This is a genomic window from Actinoplanes missouriensis 431, from assembly GCF_000284295.1.
In the GTDB taxonomy this organism is placed as follows: domain Bacteria; phylum Actinomycetota; class Actinomycetes; order Mycobacteriales; family Micromonosporaceae; genus Actinoplanes; species Actinoplanes missouriensis.
Genome location: NC_017093.1, coordinates 6,409,085 through 6,426,466, shown reverse-complemented (window position 1 = coordinate 6,426,466; position 17,382 = coordinate 6,409,085). Strand labels below are relative to the sequence as shown.

The following is a 17,382-nucleotide window of genomic DNA, read 5'->3' as shown; positions in this document are numbered from 1 at the left end:
CGCGGCCGGGGTTCGGGCGGTCAGGGCGTGCGCTGGGCCACGCAGAACTCGTTGCCGGCCGGGTCGTGCAGCACCACCCAGCTGTGCCCCCACTCGTCGTGGGTGGAGCGGTAGGTGGCGCCGAGCCGGACCAGGCGCTCCACCTCGGCGTCCCGGTCGTCGGTGTTCAGGTCGAGATGACAGCGGTTCTTGGCCGTCTTCGGCTCGTCGACCCGCAGGAACATGAACGTCGGGCCGGCCTGCGCGGCGCCGATGGTGGCGACGTGCACACCGGCGCCGTCGTCGACCGGCCGGCCGAGCGCCTCCGCCCAGAAACCGGCCAGCTCGGCGGCGTCCGAGCAGTCGAACGTGATGTGGGCGAGGTCGAGCATCAGTCCTCCAGAAGTTGAACAGGCCAGCAGATCTCGGTGCGATAGCGGTCCTCGGGAACCTCGCCCGGCCCGGCCAGGTAGTTCTCCCGCACGGGACCGCCGATGGTGAGCCCGCTGCCGGCGAGCCAGGTGCCGAGCGCCCGGTACCCGGCCGACATGTCGTGATAAGGCCCCACGAACTCGGCGACCGCGAACCGCCCACCGGGCAGCTCGTCGTCCCCACCCGCGGCGGGCAGATAAGCGGTGACCGGCACGGCCTCGTCGTGGTACTCGGCCGGATAGAGCGCGCCCGGCGGCCCGGTGGCCTCCCCGGACGCCCCTCGGCCGAGCTGGGCGAACGCCTCGTCCAGGAACCCGGCGAACTGGTCCTCACGCACCGCCGCGGTCACGCTGAACACCCGCACCGGCGGGAACGTCCGCTCGGTCACCGGCGGCGGGGTGACCGGGGCCGGCTCGGCGAGCAGGTCGTCGGTGGCGAGCAAAATCCGGTCGAGGCGCGCCTGCTCCGCCAGCATCCGTTCCCGGTGCTCGGCCAGCACCCGCCGGGTCACCCCCGGATCCCGGGCGGCGAGCATCTCCCGGATCCGCGCGAGCGGCACGTCCAGCTCCCGCAGCTGCCGGATCACCGCGGCGTCCGCGAGCTGGGCGGCACGGTACCCGCGATACCCGGTCCGCGGGTCCACCGAAGCAGGTTCCAGCAGCCCCGACTCGTGATAGGCCCGCAGCGTGTTGGCCGAGATCAGCGACGCGCGGGAGAACGCGCTGATCGGCAGAAGACCGTTCACGCCCCCAGTCTCGACCTTCACCCGGGGCGAAGGTCAACGCGGCCCGCGGCTCAGGCGCCCGGGGTGTGCCCGGGTGCCACGGCGGCCTGGACGACCAGGGCGGCCGCGCCGATGCTGGCGGCGTCGCGGGGCTGTGCGGAGAGTTCGACGAGGACCGGGTGGCGCTGGCGGGAGTGGGCGGTGCGTTCCAGGTGGGTGCGCAGCCGGCGGGCGTAGATCGAGCCGGCCAGGGCGGCGCCGGGTCCGGTGAGGACGACGCGGCCGAGGTCGAGCAGGTTGACCATGGACGTGGCGGCGACCGCGAGGTGGCCGGCCGCCCGGTCGAGCAGCGCGAACGCGTCGGCGTCACCGTTGACGGCGGCCCGGGCGATCGCGTCATAGGCGCTCGACACCGTGGCCGCGCCGTCGAAGGACAGGCCGGAGTCGGCTACCACGGCGGCCATCGACGCGTAGCGTTCCACGCAGCCTCGGTTGCCGCACGGGCAGGGCCGGCCGTCGTAGTCGATCGACATGTGGCCGAGTTCGCCGGCGTCGAAGCTGGCCCCGCGGAACAGAGCGCCGCCGAAGACGAAGCCGGCGCCGATCCCCGTACCCAGATAGATGCACCCGAACGCCTGCTCGCGGGAGACCCGGCGGCTCCAGAACTCGCCGAGAGCGGCGGCAGCCGCGTCGTTCTCCACCATCACCGGCAGGCCGATCCGGTCCGCGAGATCCGCGCGCGTCGCCGCCGGCTCGTGGGTGGTCGAGGAGCTTCCCGGGTACGGCGTGGGCGTCACGATCGCGAGCCCCTCGATGCGGCCACGCGGCAGGTCCAGCCCCGCCGTGAAGTCCTCGAACTGCCCGGCCAGCCGGGAGGCCGAGGGCCGGGGCACCACCTCGCGCCCCACCACGCCGCCGGTCAGGTCCACGGCGACGCAGGTCAGCGTGTCCGGGCCGAGGTGGAATCCGATGCCGAACCGGTTCGCCGGCTTGATCGCGATGAGCTTGCGGGGTTTGCCGCGCACCGAGTCGGCGGAGCCGATCTCGTGGATGATGCCGTCGGTGATCAGCTCGCGGACGATGTTGGAGATCGAGGGCTGGGTGAGCCCGGTCAGGTCGGCGAGTTCGACGCGGGAGATCGCCGCCGCGGAGCGGATGACGTCGACGACGAGTGCCCGGCTGCCGGGGCCCGCTGCGGGCGCTTCACGACGTGCCATCGCGGTAGTGTCTCCGGGTCTCGAACGGACAGCGACACCCTACCTGGAGGACCGCGTGGGAAACCCGAAGGGAAGCGTGGGAAACCCGAAGGGACGCGGCGGAGACCCGAAGGGACGCGGGGGAGCCCGGGAGGAGCCCGTGACACAGGCGCCGCGGCGGGTCGGGCTGGTGCTGGCGCGGGCCGCGCAGGTGCTCGGCGAGGAGCCGTACTATCACGAGTTCCTCGAAGGCGTGGAGCGCGTGCTCACCCCGGCAGCCGTGTCGGTGCTGGTCCAGGTCGTTACCGACCGGGACGCGGAGAACGCCACCTACGAGCGGTGGGCGGAGCAGCGCCGGGTGGATGGCGTGATCCTGGTCGATCTCGCCATGGCCGACGACCGGGTGCCGCTGGTGACCGGTCTCGGGCTGCCGGCCGTGGTGATCGGGGATCCATCGACGGCGCAGGGCCTGCCGACGGTCTGGACCGACGACGCCGGGTTCGCCGCCGAGGCGGTTGGCTACCTGGCCGGCATCGGTCACCGGGTGATCGGGCACGTGACGGGTCCGCCGCAGTTCGCGCACACGCAGCTGCGGCAGCGCGGGCTGGCGGCGGAGGCCGACGCCCGCGGGCTGACGCTGCTGGTGGCCGAGGGCGACTACTCGTTCGAGGGCGGGCGCGCGGCGACGGCCGAGCTGTTGAGGCAGGGCCCCACGGCGATCGTCTTCGACAACGACGTGATGGCGCTCGGCGGACTGGCCGCCGCGGCCGAACGGGACCGGACGGTGCCGGCCGACCTCTCGGTGGTGGCGTGGGACGACTCGGCGCAGTGCCAGCTGGCCGTGCCGGCGCTGTCGGCGATGAGCCACGACGTGGAGCGGATCGGCGAGCTGGCCGGCCGGGCGATGCTGGCGGCCATGGCGGGGGAGCCGGCCACGGTCTACCAGGCCCCGCCGGCGCACATGGTGGTTCGGGACAGCACCCACCCCCTCGACTGATCCTCGATGGTCCGTACCCGGCCGACCCGCATCCTCAGACTACATAAATTATTAATTTAACCTTGACGACATCGCCGCGACCCGACCATGCTGTGCCCTCATCGGGCGGTCATCGCATCCGCTCGGATAGATCCCTTCACGAATGACTGAGCGGACGGACGAGCGACATGGCGGATAGAAGGACCTTCCTCGGGATCGGCGCGGCCGCCGTGCTGGCCCTGGCCACCGGGTGCACCGGCGGCGCGAGCGAGGAGGAGCCGGCCGACTTCTCCGGCGAGATCACCGGCGCGATCACGGTGCTGACCAACCGCACCGACCTGGCGACCACCGCCCTTCCGGCGTACGCCGAGAAGTTCCAGCAGAAGTACCCCGGCACCACCGTCACCTTCGAGCCGGTGACGAACTACGAGGGCGACGTCACCACCCAGCTCAGCTCCGGCGAGTACGGCGACGTGCTGCTCATCCCGAACACCGTCAAGGTCGACCAGCTCGGGCAGTTCTTCGAGCCGCTCGGATCGCTCGACGAGCTGAAGGCGAAGTACCGGTTCGCCGACGAGAAGGCGTTCGGCGGCCAGGTCTACGGCCTCTCGCTGGGCGGCGTCGCGAACGGTTTCGTGGTCAACAAGCGGGTCTGGCAGCAGGCCGGGATCACCGCGCCGCCGAAGACGCCCGAGGAGTTCCTCGCCGGGCTGACCGCGATCAAGGCCAAGACCGGTGCGATCCCGTTCTACACCAACTACAAGGACGGCTGGCCGCTGAGCTTCTTCAACAGTCAGCGGGCGATCCTCGGCGACCCGGCCGCGAACGAGACGTTCCCGGCCGACCCCAGCCCGTGGCAGCCCGGCAAGATCCAGCACATCACCGACGGGCTGCTCTTCGACATCGTGCGGAACAAGCTCAGCGAGCCGGACCCGCTCACCACCAACTGGGAGGGGAGCAAGCCGATGATCGGCACCGGCAAGGTCGCGAGCATGCTGCTCGGCTCCTGGGCGGTGCCGCAGATGAAGGACGCCGCGAAGGCCGCCGGCGCGAACCCCGACGACATCGTGTTCTGGCCGTTCCCGTACCAGACGGCCGGCACGTTCCACGCCCGGATCGAGGGTGACTACAAGGGCGCGGTCAGCAAGACCAGCGAGAACAAGGCGACCGCTAAGGCGTGGCTGGAGTGGTTCGTGGGCGAGTCCGGGTTCGCCGCCGACCAGCAGGCCATCCCGACGCCGATCGGCCAGGAGCTGCCGGCCGTGCTCAAGGACTTCCAGAACACCGGCGTCGAGCTGATGGAGCTGCCGGCCGCCGTGGCGAACACCGGCAAGGAGGACGAGATCATCAAGGTCTCCGAGATCGACCTCGCCGGCAACATCTACCGCCAGAAGCTGATCGACATCGCCCGCGGCGCGGCCAAGGGCGACAAGGAGTCGTACTTCGCCGAGCTGAACAAGCGGTGGGGCGAGGCCCAGTCCCAGGTCATGAAGTGACCACGACGATGCAGCGGCCGGCGGCTCTCCGGAAGCCGCCGGCTCCGCCGAAGCGACGCAAGCGGTGGATGCCCTGGCTCTATCTCGCCCCGGCGCTCGGCCTGCTGATCACCTTCACCTACGTGCCGGTCGGCAACATGGTGTATTACAGCTTCACCTCGTGGGACGGCCTGGACGCCACGATGGACCCGGTCGGCCTGGACAACTACGTGCGGGTCTTCACCGACGAGCGGTACTGGCGGGTCTTCCTGGTCAGCGGGTACTACTTCGTGGCGTCGTTCGCCCAGATCGCCATCGCGCTGTACTTCGCGGTGATCCTGTCGTTCCACACCCGGTTCCGGAACCTGTTCAAGGGCATCCTGTTCTTCCCGTACCTGCTGAACGGGGTGGCCGTCGGCTTCGTCTTCCTCTACCTGTTCCAGCCGGGCGGCACCCTGGACACGGTGCTGGGCTGGGCCGGGCTCGGCGAGCACACGAGGTACTGGCTGGGCGACCCGGACATCGCGAACATCTCCCTGGCGGGCACGTCGGTGTGGCGGTTCACCGGGCTGAGCTTCGTGTTGTTCCTCGGGGCGATCCAGTCGATCCCGAGCGAGATCTACGAAGCAGCGGAGATCGACGGCGCCGGCGACTGGCACAAGTTCCGGCACATCATCGTGCCCGGCATCCGACGGATCATCAGCCTCTCCTTCATCCTGGCGATCTCCGGCAGCCTGTCGGTCTTCGACATCCCGTTCATCATGACCGGCGGCGCGAACGGCACCCGCACGTTCGTGGTGCAGGCCTACGAGACCGCGTTCCAGTTCCGCCAGATCGGGCTGGCGTCGGCGATGGCAGTGGTGCTGCTGCTCGTCGTCCTGTTCGTCACCTGGATCCAGCGCCGGATCGTCCCGGACGAGGAGGTCACCCTGTCATGAAGAGCTCTGTCATGAAGAACCCGATCAAGTACGCGTCGCTGATCCTCGCCTCGATCGTCGTCCTGCTCCCGCTGACGGTCGTCCTCTTCGCCGCTTTCAAGACGCACGCCGAGTACAACTCGACCGGACCGCTGACCCCGCCGCGGAACTGGTTCAACGCGGACAACTTCGCGACGGCGTGGACCGAGGGGCGGATGCTCCTCGGTTTCTGGAACACCACTGTCATCCTGGCGATCTCGCTGACCGGCACGATTCTGGTGGGGACCCTCGCCGCGTACGCGGTGAGCCGTTTCGAATTTCCCCTGAAACGGCTCGTGCTCGGCCTCTTCCTGGTCGCCGCGCTGGTCCCCGGCGTCACCACCCAGGTCGCGACGTATCAGATCGTCAAGTCGATGGGCCTGGTCAACACGCCGGGCTCGGCGATCGTGCTGTTCCTCGGCACCGACATCATCTCCATCTACATCTTCATCCAGTTCATGCAGTCGATTCCGCCGAGCCTCGACCAGGCCGCGATGATCGACGGCGCTACCCGGTTCACCGTTTATCGGCGGATCATCCTGCCGCTGATGAAACCGGCGATCGCCACCGTCGCGATCATCAAGGGAATCGCCATCTACAACGAGTTCTACATCCCCTTCCTCTATCTGCGTTCGCCCGACCTGAGCGTCATCTCCACGGCGCTGTTCCGATTCAAGGGGCCCTACGGAGCGCAGTGGGAGACCATCGCTGCCTGCACCATGATCGTCATCTTGCCCACGATCGTGTTCTTCCTGCTGCTGCAGCGCTTCATCTACAACGGCATCACCGCGGGAGCGACCAAGTGATCTCTCAGTCCGACCTGTCCGGCGAATGGCGTCTGCGCGACGCCGGCGGCGACGTGATTCCGGCGATCGTCCCGGGTTGTGTGCACACCGATCTGCTCGCCGCCGGCCGCATCCCGGATCCCTTTCTCGACGACAACGAGAACGCGGTGGCCTGGGTCGGCCGCGCCGACTGGACCTACGAACGTGACATCGCGTGGACCGGTCCCGAGCACGACCGCGTCGACCTGGTCTTCGAGGGTCTCGACACGGTCGCCCGCATCGAGACAGGCGACGAAGTCATCGGCGAGACGCGCAACATGCACCGCGCCTACCGCTTCGACGTGACAGGCAGATTCACGACCACAACCCCCTTGCGGGTACGGCTGACGTCCGCCTACACCGAGGCGGAGCGGGTGCGCGGCATCGTCGGTCCGCGGCCCAACGCCTATCCCGAGCCCTTTCCGTTCGTCCGGAAGATGGCGTCCAGCTTCGGCTGGGACTGGGGACCGACACTCGTCACCGCGGGTATCTGGCGGCCGGTGCGGCTGGAGGGCTGGAGTGTCGCCCGGATCGCCACGGTGCGTCCACTCTGCACGTACGCCGATGGCCGGGGGAAGCTGGACCTGACCGCCGAGGTCGAGCGCACCCGGGATCGCCCGCTCCGCGCGCGGGTCCTGATCGACGGCCGCGAGCTGACCGTGCTGGATCTCCCGGCGGGCACGACGCGGGTCCGCGCCGAGATCGACGTGCCGGGCGTGACGCCGTGGAACCCGCGGGGTCACGGCGAGGCCGCACGGCACGATCTGACGGTGGTGCTGCTCGACGGCGAGACCGAGATTGATCGGTGGCACCGGCGCACCGGATTCCGCACCGTGCAGATTGACCGGTCACCGGACGCGGCAGGCACCCGATTCGTCATCCACATCAACGGCGAACCGGTCCTCGCGAAAGGCGTCAACTGGATCCCGGACGACATCTTCCCGTCCCGGATGACCCCGGAACGCTATGCGCTGCGGCTGCGGCAGGCCGCCGACGCCGGCGTCAATCTGATCCGGGTCTGGGGCGGCGGCATCTACGAGGACCGCGCTTTCTACGAGGTCTGCGACGAACTCGGGTTGATGGTCTGGCAGGACTTCCCGTTCGCCTGCGCCTGCTATCCCGAAGAGGAGCCGATCCGCTCCGAAGTGATCGCCGAGGCACGGGAGAACGTCACCCGGTTGTCTCCGCATCCGAGCCTGATCACCTGGAACGGCAACAACGAGAATCTGTGGCTGCGCGGGGCCTCCGGCTGGACCGATCAGCCCGGCGGGGATTTGAGCTGGGGCGACGGCTATTACCTCGACGTGCTGCCGGCCATTCTCGCCGAATTGGACCCGTCCCGGCCCTACCAGGCGGGAAGTCCCTGGTCCGGGTCGTGGGAGCACGAGCCGAACGATCCCGATCACCAGACCTTCCACTCCTGGGAGGTGTGGAACCGGCAGGACTACACGCGCTATCTGGACTCGGCGCCGCGATTCGTCGCCGAATTCGGATGGCAGGCGCCACCGGCCTGGCGGACACTGCGCGACGCCGTCTCCGACGAGCCGATGCTGCCGGACTCGCCGGGCGTCCTGCACCATCAGAAAGCCGAGGACGGCAACGGCAAACTCGCCCGCGGTCTCGCCGCGCATTTCCCGGAAGCCGTTTCCGGTGAGCTCGGGATCGAGGCCTGGCACTATCTGACCCAGCTGAACCAGGTGCGCGCGGTGCGCACCGGAATCGAGCACTGGCTCGCGCACTGGCCGCACACGGCCGGCACGATCGTGTGGCAGCTCAACGATCTGTGGCCGGTCACCTCGTGGGCGGCCATCGACGGCGCCGGCCGGTTGAAACCGCTCTACCACGCGCTGCGGGAGATGTACGCGCCCCGGACGCTGACCATTCAGCCGCGCGGCGTGGCGGTTCTCAACGATGCGGCGTCGACGTGGAGCGGCGACCTGCGCATCGAGTTCCGAGCCGCCGACGGATCCGTGCTGGAGTCCGTTTCTCATCAGATCGCGGTAGCGGCCCGCCAGGTGTCCATCGTCCCCGTGACGGTGACCGGCGCGGCCGTCGTGGTGGCCACCCTGGGCGAGGCGCGCGCGGTCTGGTTCGACACCGACGGCGGGTACGGCGACCCGGGGCTGACCGTCACCGCGGAGCAGGTGACCGGCGGTCTCGACGTGCGGCTGCAGGCCACCGGGATCGCCCGTGACGTGCTGCTGCAACCCGACCGGATCCACCCCGACGCGGTCGTGGACCGGGGATTCGTCACGCTGCTGCCCGGCGAGTCAGCGGTGCTGCACGTCCGCGCCCCGATCGCGCTGGATCCGCTCGCGGTCAAGGAGCCGTGGGTGCTGGTCGATCTGGCGACCGTTCTCACCCCGTACCGCTAAGGAGGTCCTGGTGTGAAAATCCCCCTCGCGATGGGCGCCGCGTTGCTGCTCGGCGCCACCATCCTGCCCGTCCCCGCAACCGCCTTCCCCGCCACCGGCAAGTCGGCCGTCGTGAATTATCTGCGGTCGATCACCGGGACCGGCATCGTCTCCGGCCAGCACAACAAGGAGCCGGCGAGCTCGCCCGGCCAGTACACCCGGCAGGCGCACGACGTCACCGGTCAGTGGCCGGGGCTGTGGGGCGGCGACATGATGTTCCGCGCCGACGACGTGAACAACCGGCAGCGCGTCGTCGACCAGGCCCGACAGGAGTGGGCCAACGGCTCGCTCGTGGCGCTGACCTGGCACGCGTGCTCGCCGACCGTCGCCCGGACCTGCGAGTTCGAGGGCGGGGTGAAGACCCGGATCACCGACGCCCAGTTCCAGCAGGTCATCACCGCGGGAACCGGGTTGAGCCAGACGTGGCGGGCCCGGATGGCCGAGGTGGCGCCGTATCTGCGCCAGCTGCGTGACGCCGGTGTCCCGGTGCTGTGGCGGCCGTTCCACGAGATGAACGAGACGTGGAGCTGGTGGGGCGGGCGGACCGGCGCTGCCACGCTGTTCCGGCAGATGCGCGACTATTTCGACAGCCAGGGCCTGACCAACCTGATCTGGGTGTGGAACGTGCAGGACAACCCGGCCGGCGGCTGGTCCGCGTACTACCCGGGCGCTTCGTACGTGGATGTGGTGTCGCTGGACGCCTGGTACAAGAATCATCCGTCGGCGGCGGATTACCAGCAGATCCAGGCGATCGCGGCGGGCAAGCCGATCGCCATCGCCGAGATGGGAAAGGTGCCGGACGCGGCGCTGCTGGCGGCGCAGCCGCGGTGGGCGTACTTCATGGTCTGGTCGGAACAGTTGCGCGGCGGCAACACGAATGCGGAGATCCAGGCCGCGTACTTCCATCCCCGGGTCCTGAACCAGGGCGAGATCCGCTTCTGACACCGCGGCTGGAACTGCTTCTGACCCGGCGGCCGGGGCTGCTTCCGACACGGCGGCCGGGGCTGCTGATAATCGTCGGATGCCGCGCACCTGGACCCACATCGGCCGTCTCTGGACCAACGGTGAGCCGTTCCTCGCCATCGACGGCGCGCACCGCGGCGCCTGGGACACCGACGAGGACGGCGCAGACGACTTCGAGCGGATCCTCGACATGGGTGAGGAGACCAGCCTCACCGTCGGTGACGGTCGCGCGGTTCTCGTCGGCGGCGACGGCGTGGTCCGGGACGACAGCTGGATCGAGGTCTTCGTCTCCGGCGACGAGGGAATTCTCGCCGTCGTTCAGGCGGGCGGCCCGGATTACCGGGCCGCCCTGGCCGCGGCGCTGCGATATCCGGACGGCGACGACCGGGAGGGCGACATCCTCCCGGTGGACAGCGGTGAGCTGGCGATCTTCTCCGCTGCGAGTGACGGGGCGGGGGAGTACGCGACACCGCTGCTCCCGCCGCGGCCCGGTCCGGTGCCGGCCAAGCACGGCTGGCCGTTGAGCGACATCCACCCGGGGCTGCTCATCCCGACGGGCGCCGTTCGTGCCTATCGGACCCGGATCCGGCTGTTCACCCGGATCGGGGACGACGTCTGCTTCGCCCGGTGGCTTCTCGTCCCGCGGGATTGACGCACAGTCCCACCATGGGCGGCAGCCGGCACGGTTGCCGCCCATGATTCCGAGCGATCGACGGCGTCCGCCGGTTCCGGGTTGTGTCTTGCGGTCCCGGCCCGAGACGTCCCGGCGCGGTCACGTCCGCTGACGGGGATGAGGTCACACGTAACGCCCGTGCCGCGGGGATGAGGTCACACGTAACGCCTGTGCCACGGGGATGAGGTCACACGCAACGCCTGTGCCGCGGGGGTGGGGTCACACGCAACGGCTGTGTGGCGATCCATCGACGCCAGGGCCGGGATGGAAGCACACGAACCGTTTCGGTGCGACCTCATCGCGGTCGGCGTGAGCTTCGGTGTGCCGCCACCCACGCCGGAGTTCACCGTGAGCCGCCACCCATGCACGAGCTCACCGTGAGCCGCCCTGCCGTTCAGACAAAGCGCTTCCGTGTGCGCTGGTCGTCCCCCGGGGTGGGCTCACCGTGTGCGCTGGTCGCTCCCCGGGGTGGGCTCGCCGTGTGCGCTGGTCGGCCCGGGTGGGGAGCGGCGTGGGCGCTCGGTGAACCCCTCGGAGTGTGAATGGGGCGTCAGCGGATCCCCTCGGCCCGCAGGTCGGCTGCCAGCTGGTTGGCGTGGTCCCGGAGCACCTCGGCGACCCGCTCCAGCTCCGCGTCCGTCGCCGCGGCGATCGGGATGGAGCAGCTGATCGCGTCCGTCGCGGGGATTCGATAGGGCACGGTCACCCCGACGCACCCTATGCCGGGGGTGTTCTGCTCGTGTTCGAGTGAATACCCCCGTACCCGGGTCTGCTCCAGATCGCGCAGCAGGGCGTCCGGGTCGGTGATGGTGTTCGGCGTGAGCCGCGCCAGCGGCGGCGCCGGCAGCAGGGCGCCCACCTCACGCGGGGTGAGTTCGGCGAGCAGCACCTTGCCGAGGGCCGTCGCGTGGGCGGGTAGCTGGCGGCCGACCCGGGAGACCGCGCGGCGGGAGTCGGCGGTCTCCCGGGTCAGCAGGTAGATGACGTTGGAGCCATCGAGGCGGGCGTAGTGGGTGGTGTAGTTGAGCTTGTCGCGGATGAGCTCCAGGGTGCGGGTGGCGAACGGCAGGGCCGGGTCCCGGTCGAGGTAGGCGGTTCCGGTCAGCAGCGCGTGTGGTCCGATGCCGACCGCGGATCCGTCGCCGGTCGCCTCCAGCCAGCGCATCGCGATCAGCGTGTGCAGCAGCTGGTGCAGGCTGGACCGCGGGTAGCCGAGTCGTTTGTGCAGGTCGGTGACGCTCATCGGATCGCGGGCCTCGCCGAGGATCTCCAGGATCTCGATGGTGCGCTGCGCCGATTTGACCAGCTTGGGCTCATCCGGGTTCATGCCGTCTCCCGGGAAACTCGGGAATCCGGGGAGACCCGGGAAACTCCGGAATCCGGGGAGACCCGGGAAACTCGGGAATCCGGGGAGACCCGGAAAAGCCGCGCCGCGTCCGGAACATTCTGGAACGTCACCGGCCGCAGGAACCGGTCGATGGCCGCCGTCCCCACCGACGTGTGCAGCGGCGCGGTGGTCGCCGGGTACGGCCCGCCGTGATGCATGGCCGGGCTCACCGAGACCCCGGTCGGCCAGCCGTTGAGGATCACCCGCCCGGCGTGGCCGGCGAGCTCGCGCAGCAGCGGCCCGGTGATCGGCTCGTCGGGCTCGGCGTGCACGGTGGCGGTGAGCTGGCCGGGCAGCCGTGCCGCAAGCGTCAGCAATTCCTCAGGGGAGGTGTACTCGACCAGGATCGCGGTCGGCCCGAACGCCTCGTGCAGCACGTCGAGGATCGTGCCGGTGTCGGTGACCAGCAACGCCGGGGCCGCCGAGGTGCCGTCGGCCTGGCCGGCAACGGCGACGCGGACACCGGGGTGGGCGGCGAGTTCGGCACGCGCGTCCCGGTGCCCACCGGCGATCCGCTCGTTGAGCAGCATCCCGCCGGGCACGTCCGCGAGGATCCCGGTGAGCGCCTGCTCCGCGCGGAGCCCCGCCGGGACGAGGAGGACGCCCGGTTTGGTGCAGAACTGCCCGAGGCCGAGCGTGTAGGACCCGGCGAACCCGCGCAGGATCTCGTCGCCGCGGCTCTCCATCGCCGCGCGGGTGACGAACGCCGGGTTGACGCTGCCGAGCTCGCCGTAGAACGGGATCGGCTCGGGCCGGGAGGCGGCCAGGTCGAACAGGGCACGGCCGCCTGCCAGGGAGCCGGTGAACGCGGCGGCGCGGATCCGCGGGTCGAGCAGCGCGTCGCGGCCGGCCTGCTCGCCCTCGATCAGGGTGAACGCTCCGGCGGGGAGAACGTCGCTGACCAGGGCGGCGACCCGGCGGGACAGCTTCGGGTGGCCGGGGTGGGCCTTCACGACGACCGGGCAGCCGGCGGCGAGGGCAGCGGCGGTGTCGGTGCCGGCCACCGAGAACGCGAACGGGAAGTTCGACGCCGCAAAGATCAAAACCGGTCCGATGGGTACGCGTATCCGCGTCAGCGACGGCCGCGGGCCGGTCGGCCAGCCGGGGTCGGCCGGGTCCTCCCGGACGTCGTCCACGCGCCCCGCGGTGATCTCGTCGGCGTAGAGGCGCAACTGGAACGTGGTGCGCGCGAGTTCGCCGGTCAGGCGGGGGATCGGCAGGTGGGTCTCCTCGGCGGCGAGCGGGACGAGCTCGTCGGCGGCCGCGTCGAGGGTGTCGGCGACGGCATGCAGCAACCGGGCGCGGTCGGTGCCGTCCAGGGGATTGGTCATAGCGTCGTTCCCAGGGGTTCGGTGCTGACGGCCCAGGCGCCGCCGAGCAGTTCCTTCTCATCGGACAGGGTGCCGGGGTAGCGGTCCGCCCAGGCTTCGGCGTCGTCGGCCGGGTGGTACCCGATCTTTTCGCCGGCGGTGAGGCTCATCCAGCGCCGGGTGTTGCGGGAGATCGCGTTGACGACGTGGTGGCCGGGCCGGTCCAAGTGCCGGGTGGCCTCGATCAGCCGGACCATGTCGGCGGGGGAGAGCCAGGTGGAGAGGCTGCGGACGCCGCGGGGCTCGGCTTCGACGGTGCCGATCCGGGCGGAGACGACGGTCATCGCGTACCGGTCGGCGTAGACGCTGCCCAGGGCCTCGGCGGCGACCTTGCCGGCGCCGTAGAAGGTGTCTGGCCGGGGCGGCAGCTCGTCGGCGCTGCCGGCCTCAGCGGCCGGGGTCATCCCGACCGCGTGCGCCGAGCTGGCGAGCAGGACGCGGCGGACCCCGGCGGCGTGCGCGGCGTCGAGGACGACCTGCGTGCCGTGCACGTTGGCCTCCAGGATCTCCGGCCAGGGCCGCTCCTTGCTGTGGCCGCCGAGGTGCACGACCAGGTCCACGCCGGCGCAGGCGTCGGCCATCGCCCGCGGGTCGGTGACGGACGCGGCGAGGTGCTCCTCCGCGCCGTCCAGGGCGGGTGGTGGGAAGGGGTCGAGCAGGCGCAACCGGCGGCCGGGGCGGCGCAGGAGCGGGCGGATCAGCGTGCCGACACGGCCGGCGGCGCCGGTGACCAGCAAGGTTTCGGGCAAGGAGTTACCTCCACCAGTGGAACGGCGATCTCGATCAGGTCGCTGTCGTAACAGTCTTGACATCTTCGTTGAGAGATCCATACCGTACCGCAAGGATCCGCCTATGTGAACGCCTTACACATATGTGAATGGAGATGGCATGGCGCCACGAACCGCTATCCGGGGCCTGCTCGCCTCGGTGTCGGCTGTGCTGCTGCTCGGCAGCGCCGCCTGCGCCGGTGACGACACCGCCGGCGACGCCGGCGACACCCTGGAGGTCTGGACCCGCAGCGCACCCGAGCCCGCCGCCACCTATAAGGACATCTTCGCCGCCTTCACCGCCAAGACCGGCATCACCGTGAACTACCAGCCGGTCGTGGAGTTCGACCAGCAGCTCCAGGCCCGTGCCAGCTCCAAGGATCTGCCCGACGTCTTCGTCGCCGACGCCGCCAACCTCGGCACCTACCAGGCGCAGGGCTGGCTGCAGCCGATCGAGCAGGCGAGCGTCGCCGGCGCCACCGACATCGCGGACACCGCGTGGAGCTCGGTCAAGGGCCTGGACGGCAAGACCTACGGCATCCCGTTCTCCCGGCAGGCCTTCGCCACGTTCATCCGCAAGGACTGGCGGGAGAAGGTCGGCCTGCCGGTTCCCAAGACCTGGGCCGACCTGACCGCTCTGGCCAAGGCGTTCGCCGAGAAGGACCCGGACGGCAACGGCAAGAAGGACACCTACGGGATGCTCGTGCCGGGCAGCGCCCAGAACGGCTACACGGTCTTCTGGGGCGCGAGCTACCTGTGGCAGGGCGGCGGCGACATCGTCACCGACGCCGGCGGCGGCAAGTACGGCGTCGCCATCAACAGCGACAAGTCGGTGCAGGCGGTCACCTGGATCCGCGACCAGTTCTGCACGCCGGGCGTGGTGCAGCCGGGCGCGCTGACCCAGACCACCGCGCAGACCACGCACTTCACCGACGGCACGGCCGGCATCTACTTCACCGGCCCCTACAACTTCGTCCCCTACGACCAGAAGCTCACCAAGGAGAAGTACGAGGTCGTGCCGGCCCCCGCCGGACCGGCCGGTGGTGACGTGCTGGCCAACGGCGAGAACATCTACCTCGGCGCCGGCGGCAAGCTGACCGACGCGCAGAAGAAGCTCGCCGACTTCCTGATCACGCCCGAGGCGCAGAAGCTCGGCATGGTCAGCAAGACGCAGGCCGTGGTCCGGCTGCCGGTCAACAAGACCCTGGACGCCGCCCAGGTCACCGGTGACCAGCGCTGGTCGGTGATCCAGAAGGCGTACACCGAGAACGGCCACGAGTTCCCGTCCGCTCTGCAGTGGGTGCCGGTGCGCAACGCCGCCGCCGAGGGACTCAACAAGGTCCTCGCCGACTGCTCCGGCGACGTGAAGGCCGGACTCGACGCCACCGCACAGGCGGTCTCGGCCGCCCTGCAGGAGCAGGGCGTCCTGGCGTGACGACGTCACTCCTGCCCGTCCGGAGCGGGACCAGCCGGTCCCGCTCCGGCGGGGACCCCGCCGGAGCGACGCGCCGCCGCCCGTCCGGCGCGCTGATCTCCTGGCTGTTCCTGATACCGGCGATCCTGCTCGCGGTCTGGTTCAAGTTCATCCCGATGATCGAGGGCGTCCGGCTGAGCCTCTTCAAGGTGCAGCCGTTCCTCGGCAACGAGTGGGTGGGCCTGGACAACTACACCGACGTGCTCACCGACGCCCGCTTCCGGGAGGCTCTCGGGCACACCCTGATCCTCGGCATCGGGCAGACGGTCGGCGCGCTGATCGTCGGCGCCCTGCTGGCGCTGCTGCTGGAGGGCCAGACCCGGTCGCTGTGGGTGCTGCGCAGCGCGGTCTTCCTGCCGGTGGTCACGGCGACCGCGGTCAGCGGCGAGATCTGGCGGCTGATCTACCACCCGACCCCGGACGGGCCGCTGAACTCGCTGCTGTCGCTGCTCGGGCTGGGACCGTCGCAGTTCATCGCCGGCACCGACACCGCGCTCTGGTCGGTCATGGCGGTCGGCGTCTGGATCGGCGCCCCGTACAACATGGTGATCGTCCTGGCCGGGCTCGCGGGCGTCGACCGGGCGCTCTACGAGTCGGCGTCGGTGGACGGCGCCGGCACCCTGCGGCGGCTCTGGCACATCACCGTGCCGGCGCTGCGGCCCGCGATCGCCGTGATCCTCACCCTCGCCGCGATCCGCAGCCTGCGCACGTTCACCGAGGTCTACGTGCTGACCGGCGGCGGGCCGGCCGGATCCACCGAGGTCTGGATGACCCGGGTGATCTCGCTGGGCCTGGAGGAGAACAACATCGGCCGGGCCTCGGCGGCGTCGGTGCTGCTGCTCCTGCTGACCCTCACCGCGACGCTGGCGGTCCGGTTCGCCACCCGGAAGAAGGAGGCGTGATGGATCGCTTCGACACCGCGCTCGGCTGGACCCCGCGAACGAGGCTGCTCCGGACAGCCCTGTGCCTGCTCGCGCTCTTCGTCTTCGCCGGCCCGTTCGTGCTGGTGCTCTCCGGCGCCTTCGACAACCACGGCCAGTCCACCCGGCTCAGCTTCTGGCCGAACGAGCTGACCTGGGCCAACTTCACCGTGGCCGGGGACCGGGGCATCTGGTCGTACCTCGGGCACTCGCTCGTGATCGTCGGCGGCGGCCTGGTGTTGCAGATCGCCGTGTCGGTCTTCGCCGCGTACGCCCTGGCCCGTCAGCAGTTCCGCGGCCAGGCGTTCGTGATGCTCGCGATCCTGCTCACGATGATGCTGCCGGAGGAGGTCATCGCGATCCCGCTGTCGCTGGTCATCGGCGACCTGCCGGGGCTCGGGCTGAGCCTCAAGGGATCCGCGCTGGGGGTGATCCTGCCGGTCGGCATCTGGGGCTTCTCGATCCTGGTGATGAGCGAGTTCATGAAGGAGATCCCCGGCGAGATCATCGAGGCGGCGAAGCTGGACGGCGTCGGTGAGCTGCGGATGCTCTGGCGCATCGTGCTCCCGCTGTCGCGGTCCGCGCTCGGTGTGATCACCGTCTTCGGCTTCATCATGATCTGGGACCAGTACCTGCTGCCGTTGATCGTCGCGGAGAACCAGAGCGACTACACGATCACGGTGGCTCTCGCGCTGATGCGTGTCGACAACGTCGTCGGCCCCGGCGCCGTGCTGGCCGGCGCGGTGGTCGCGCTGGTTCCCAGCCTCGTCGTCTACCTGCTGCTGCAGCGTTCGCTCGTCCGCGGGATCACCGCCGGCGCCACCAAGGGCTGACCGCCCCTGTCTTGTCGAG

Annotated in this window: 16 protein-coding genes; 10 read left to right on the top strand and 6 right to left on the bottom strand. The window is 70.1% G+C overall.

Annotation, left to right across the window (positions count from 1 at the left end):
* Positions 1–20 precede the first annotated feature (20 nt).
* From AMIS_RS29540 to AMIS_RS29530, 3 genes are read right to left on the bottom strand one after another with little or no spacing between them, the layout of a single operon-like run.
* Positions 21–371: a VOC family protein gene (locus tag AMIS_RS29540; protein ID WP_014446110.1), complete on the bottom strand. Its 351-nt coding sequence runs from the start codon at positions 369–371 to the stop codon at positions 21–23.
* Positions 371–1,156 (bottom strand): MerR family transcriptional regulator, encoded by a 786-nt coding sequence (locus tag AMIS_RS29535; RefSeq protein WP_014446109.1) that lies wholly within the window; start codon positions 1,154–1,156, stop codon positions 371–373. Before AMIS_RS29535 ends, AMIS_RS29540 begins: the two co-directional genes overlap by 1 nt.
* Positions 1,157–1,206: 50 nt before the next feature.
* Positions 1,207–2,352, bottom strand: coding sequence for an ROK family transcriptional regulator (locus AMIS_RS29530; RefSeq protein ID WP_014446108.1), 1,146 nt, complete (start codon positions 2,350–2,352; stop codon positions 1,207–1,209).
* Between the two features lie 139 nt (positions 2,353–2,491).
* On the opposite strand from AMIS_RS29530, the gene AMIS_RS29525 reads away from it, so the two are divergent.
* The 7 genes from AMIS_RS29525 (at position 2,492) to AMIS_RS29495 (ending at position 10,591) form a co-directional block, all read left to right on the top strand.
* Positions 2,492–3,328, top strand: coding sequence for a LacI family DNA-binding transcriptional regulator (locus AMIS_RS29525; RefSeq protein WP_041830141.1), 837 nt, complete (start codon positions 2,492–2,494; stop codon positions 3,326–3,328).
* A 167-nt stretch (positions 3,329–3,495) separates the two neighbouring features.
* Entirely contained in the window at positions 3,496–4,803 is a 1,308-nt protein-coding gene (locus AMIS_RS29520) for an ABC transporter substrate-binding protein (protein WP_014446106.1), read from the top strand.
* A complete protein-coding gene (locus tag AMIS_RS29515) occupies positions 4,800–5,720 on the top strand; it encodes a carbohydrate ABC transporter permease (protein ID WP_014446105.1) in 921 nt (306 codons plus the stop codon). Before AMIS_RS29520 ends, AMIS_RS29515 begins: the two co-directional genes overlap by 4 nt.
* On the top strand, positions 5,717–6,544 hold the full coding sequence (locus tag AMIS_RS29510) for a carbohydrate ABC transporter permease (protein WP_014446104.1): 828 nt from the start codon (positions 5,717–5,719) through the stop codon (positions 6,542–6,544). The genes AMIS_RS29515 and AMIS_RS29510 overlap by 4 nt, the downstream gene beginning before the upstream one ends.
* Positions 6,541–8,937 (top strand): glycoside hydrolase family 2 protein, encoded by a 2,397-nt coding sequence (locus AMIS_RS29505; RefSeq protein WP_014446103.1) that lies wholly within the window; start codon positions 6,541–6,543, stop codon positions 8,935–8,937. The genes AMIS_RS29510 and AMIS_RS29505 overlap by 4 nt, the downstream gene beginning before the upstream one ends.
* Positions 8,938–8,949: 12 nt before the next feature.
* Positions 8,950–9,918, top strand: a complete 969-nt coding sequence (locus tag AMIS_RS29500) for a glycosyl hydrolase (protein WP_041830140.1) — start codon at positions 8,950–8,952, stop codon at positions 9,916–9,918.
* Between the two features lie 79 nt (positions 9,919–9,997).
* On the top strand, positions 9,998–10,591 hold the full coding sequence (locus tag AMIS_RS29495; protein WP_014446101.1) for a hypothetical protein: 594 nt from the start codon (positions 9,998–10,000) through the stop codon (positions 10,589–10,591).
* Between the two features lie 571 nt (positions 10,592–11,162).
* Here the strand turns inward: AMIS_RS29495 and AMIS_RS29490 are convergent.
* The 3 genes from AMIS_RS29490 to AMIS_RS29480 are packed head-to-tail and all read right to left on the bottom strand — an operon-like array spanning position 11,163 to position 14,118.
* Entirely contained in the window at positions 11,163–11,939 is a 777-nt protein-coding gene (locus AMIS_RS29490; protein ID WP_014446100.1) for an IclR family transcriptional regulator, read from the bottom strand.
* Positions 11,936–13,330: an aldehyde dehydrogenase (NADP(+)) gene (locus tag AMIS_RS29485; RefSeq protein WP_014446099.1), complete on the bottom strand. Its 1,395-nt coding sequence runs from the start codon at positions 13,328–13,330 to the stop codon at positions 11,936–11,938. The genes AMIS_RS29490 and AMIS_RS29485 overlap by 4 nt, the downstream gene beginning before the upstream one ends.
* Positions 13,327–14,118, bottom strand: a complete 792-nt coding sequence (locus AMIS_RS29480; RefSeq protein WP_197537978.1) for an NAD-dependent epimerase/dehydratase family protein — start codon at positions 14,116–14,118, stop codon at positions 13,327–13,329. The genes AMIS_RS29485 and AMIS_RS29480 overlap by 4 nt, the downstream gene beginning before the upstream one ends.
* Positions 14,119–14,257: 139 nt before the next feature.
* Here AMIS_RS29480 and AMIS_RS29475 point away from each other — a divergent pair, with 139 nt between their 5' ends.
* From AMIS_RS29475 to AMIS_RS29465, 3 genes are read left to right on the top strand one after another with little or no spacing between them, the layout of a single operon-like run.
* Positions 14,258–15,571, top strand: a complete 1,314-nt coding sequence (locus AMIS_RS29475) for an ABC transporter substrate-binding protein (protein ID WP_014446097.1) — start codon at positions 14,258–14,260, stop codon at positions 15,569–15,571.
* Positions 15,568–16,512: a carbohydrate ABC transporter permease gene (locus AMIS_RS29470; RefSeq protein ID WP_014446096.1), complete on the top strand. Its 945-nt coding sequence runs from the start codon at positions 15,568–15,570 to the stop codon at positions 16,510–16,512. Before AMIS_RS29475 ends, AMIS_RS29470 begins: the two co-directional genes overlap by 4 nt.
* On the top strand, positions 16,512–17,363 hold the full coding sequence (locus AMIS_RS29465; RefSeq protein ID WP_014446095.1) for a carbohydrate ABC transporter permease: 852 nt from the start codon (positions 16,512–16,514) through the stop codon (positions 17,361–17,363). Before AMIS_RS29470 ends, AMIS_RS29465 begins: the two co-directional genes overlap by 1 nt.
* The last annotated feature ends 19 nt before the right edge of the window (positions 17,364–17,382 follow it).